Below are 2,220 nucleotides of genomic sequence, written 5' to 3' on the forward strand. Positions count from 1 at the left end.
TCCACAGGGAACGGTGCATCGGCAGGCAGGATGGACTCCTGCACCCAGGAACCCCTGTCCACCGGCCAAGAGCAAGATGCTATCCACTCCTTAGGTTTCCCGCAAAGTGTAGTTGTATACGCGCCGGCCAATCTCCAGCCACGCCAACAGCAAGGCCTCCGTCCCGCTACCGCGAGCGGCTTGTTGGGAGGCATCTGGATCAATCCGGTACTTGTAGGTTACCGCCAGCATAAGTAGGTTTTACTACAGATTTCGCTCAGAGGTATGGCGGGGATCCCTGTATCCCGGTGCTCACCCTGCGGGTAGAGTGCAGGACTGATTGCCCCTGCACCTCCGTTAGTTAGCAGATGCGGGATCCTCACCAGTGCGCCGTTGGCCACAGTCTACGGCCCGCTTTGCGAATAGCCGTTTGGGCCATCCCAATCCCAAAGGATCCCATCTCTGCACCCCAAAGTTGCCAAAGTTGAATGAAGCTTATGATTCAAGCCGAGCCAAAAAGATTCGGCACAATGGGGAGAGCCATTTCACCAAGCTGTTGAGGACATCGCTATGGCCTACAAACTCTGGATCGACGGCCAATGGGTCGATAGCCAAGGGGGGGGCCTGATGACCATCGAGAACCCGGCCACCGGCGAAAAACTGGCAGAGGTGGTGGATGCCAGCCCTGCCGATGTGGATCGGGCGGTGCAAGCTGCCCAGACCGCTTTCTACGATGGCCGTTGGTCGAAACTTACCCCCGGCGAGCGCTCCCTGGCCCTCTGGAAATTGGCAGATCTGATCGAAGCTCGCGCCGCCGAATTGGCTCGCTTGGAATCGGAAAACACTGGCAAGCCCTACGAGTTCCTCAGCTTGGGGGGAGATCTGCCATTTGCGGTGGATAATCTGCGTTTCTTCGCCGCCGCCGCCCGCGACATCCATGGCTTTAGTGCTGGGGAATACGCCAAGGGCTACACCTCCCTCTTTCGCAAAGAGCCAGTGGGGGTGTGCGCGCAAATTACCCCTTGGAACTATCCGCTGATGATGGCTGTCTGGAAAATCGGCCCCGCCCTGGCCGCCGGCTGTACGGTGGTGCTCAAGCCCGCTCCTGCCACCCCCCTGACCACCCTGATGCTGGGGGAACTGATCGCCGAGGCCGGGATCCCGCCCGGGGTAGTCAATATCGTTACCGGAGGCAATGCCACCGGCCAAGCCCTGGTGGAGCACCCCCAGGTGCGCATGGTCAGCCTTACCGGCTCTACCGCCACCGGCAAGCAGGTGATGCGGACAGCGGCAGATACCCTGAAGCGGGTGCATTTGGAACTGGGGGGCAAAGCGCCGTTTATCGTCTTCGAGGATGCGGACGTAGAGACCGTTGCTGCCAAGGCCACATTTGCTGCCACCGTCAATACCGGCCAAGACTGTACGGCAGCCACCCGCGTCTATGTGCACGAGAGCAAGCTGGCGCAGGTGCAAGAGGCCATTGTAGAAGCCATGCGCAAAGTAACGGTGGGATCCCCTTTCGAGGCGGGAGTGGAGATGGGGCCTTTGGTCTCAGCAGCCCAGCGGGAGCGGGTGATGGGATTTGTGGAGCGGGCCAAAGCAGAGGGAGCCAAGGTGCTGACCGGCGGTCGGATCCCTTCCCAGCTTGCCCAGGGCTACTACTATGAACCCACGGTGATTGCCAATGTCGATCAAAAAGCGGAGATCGTACAGAGTGAGGTTTTTGGGCCGGTTCTCACGCTCGGCTCGTTTCGCGAAGAAGCGGAAGCGCTACGCTTGGGCAATGACGTCCTATACGGGCTGGCGGCTTCTGTGTGGACTCAAGACATCGGACGAGCGATGAGGTTGGCCGCCGATCTGGAGTTCGGCACCGTCTGGATCAACGACCATATTCCCATTGCCTCTGAGGCCCCCCATGGCGGCTTTAAGCAATCGGGATTTGGCAAAGATCTCTCGGCAGAAGCGGTGCGGGACTACCAAATCACCAAACACGTGATGATTGCAACCCGCTGAAGTGATGCCCATTTTGAACAGAAGATGACCACCAAACAGCGGCGGCTCACCAGGGGTATTCCCAGTCGCCGTAGGCCATTGGTGGCCTTGATTCCGACCTACCCCTTCCCCTTGGGAGAGGGCTTGGGGAACTGTCTGGAGCCGGTTTGGAACCTGATACATTCACGCTGAACTCTCCTGAACATGGTTCAGGAAAGAAGCGATCGCATCCTGCCTATCTCTGAGCAG

General features: G+C 59.1%; 2 protein-coding genes. One reads left to right on the forward strand and one right to left on the reverse strand.

Features of this window, described 5'->3' with window-relative positions:
- Positions 1 to 90: 90 nt before the first annotated feature.
- Positions 91 to 231, reverse strand: coding sequence for a hypothetical protein (locus NW828_RS13760; protein WP_414384465.1), 141 nt, complete (start codon positions 229 to 231; stop codon positions 91 to 93).
- 318 nt (positions 232 to 549) lie between these two features.
- On the opposite strand from NW828_RS13760, the gene NW828_RS13765 reads away from it, so the two are divergent.
- Positions 550 to 1,992, forward strand: coding sequence for a gamma-aminobutyraldehyde dehydrogenase (locus NW828_RS13765; RefSeq protein ID WP_414384466.1), 1,443 nt, complete (start codon positions 550 to 552; stop codon positions 1,990 to 1,992).
- Positions 1,993 to 2,220: the final 228 nt, after the last annotated feature.

This window comes from Synechococcus sp. W55.2 (genome assembly GCF_047461635.1).
GTDB lineage: Bacteria > Cyanobacteriota > Cyanobacteriia > Thermostichales > Thermostichaceae > Thermostichus.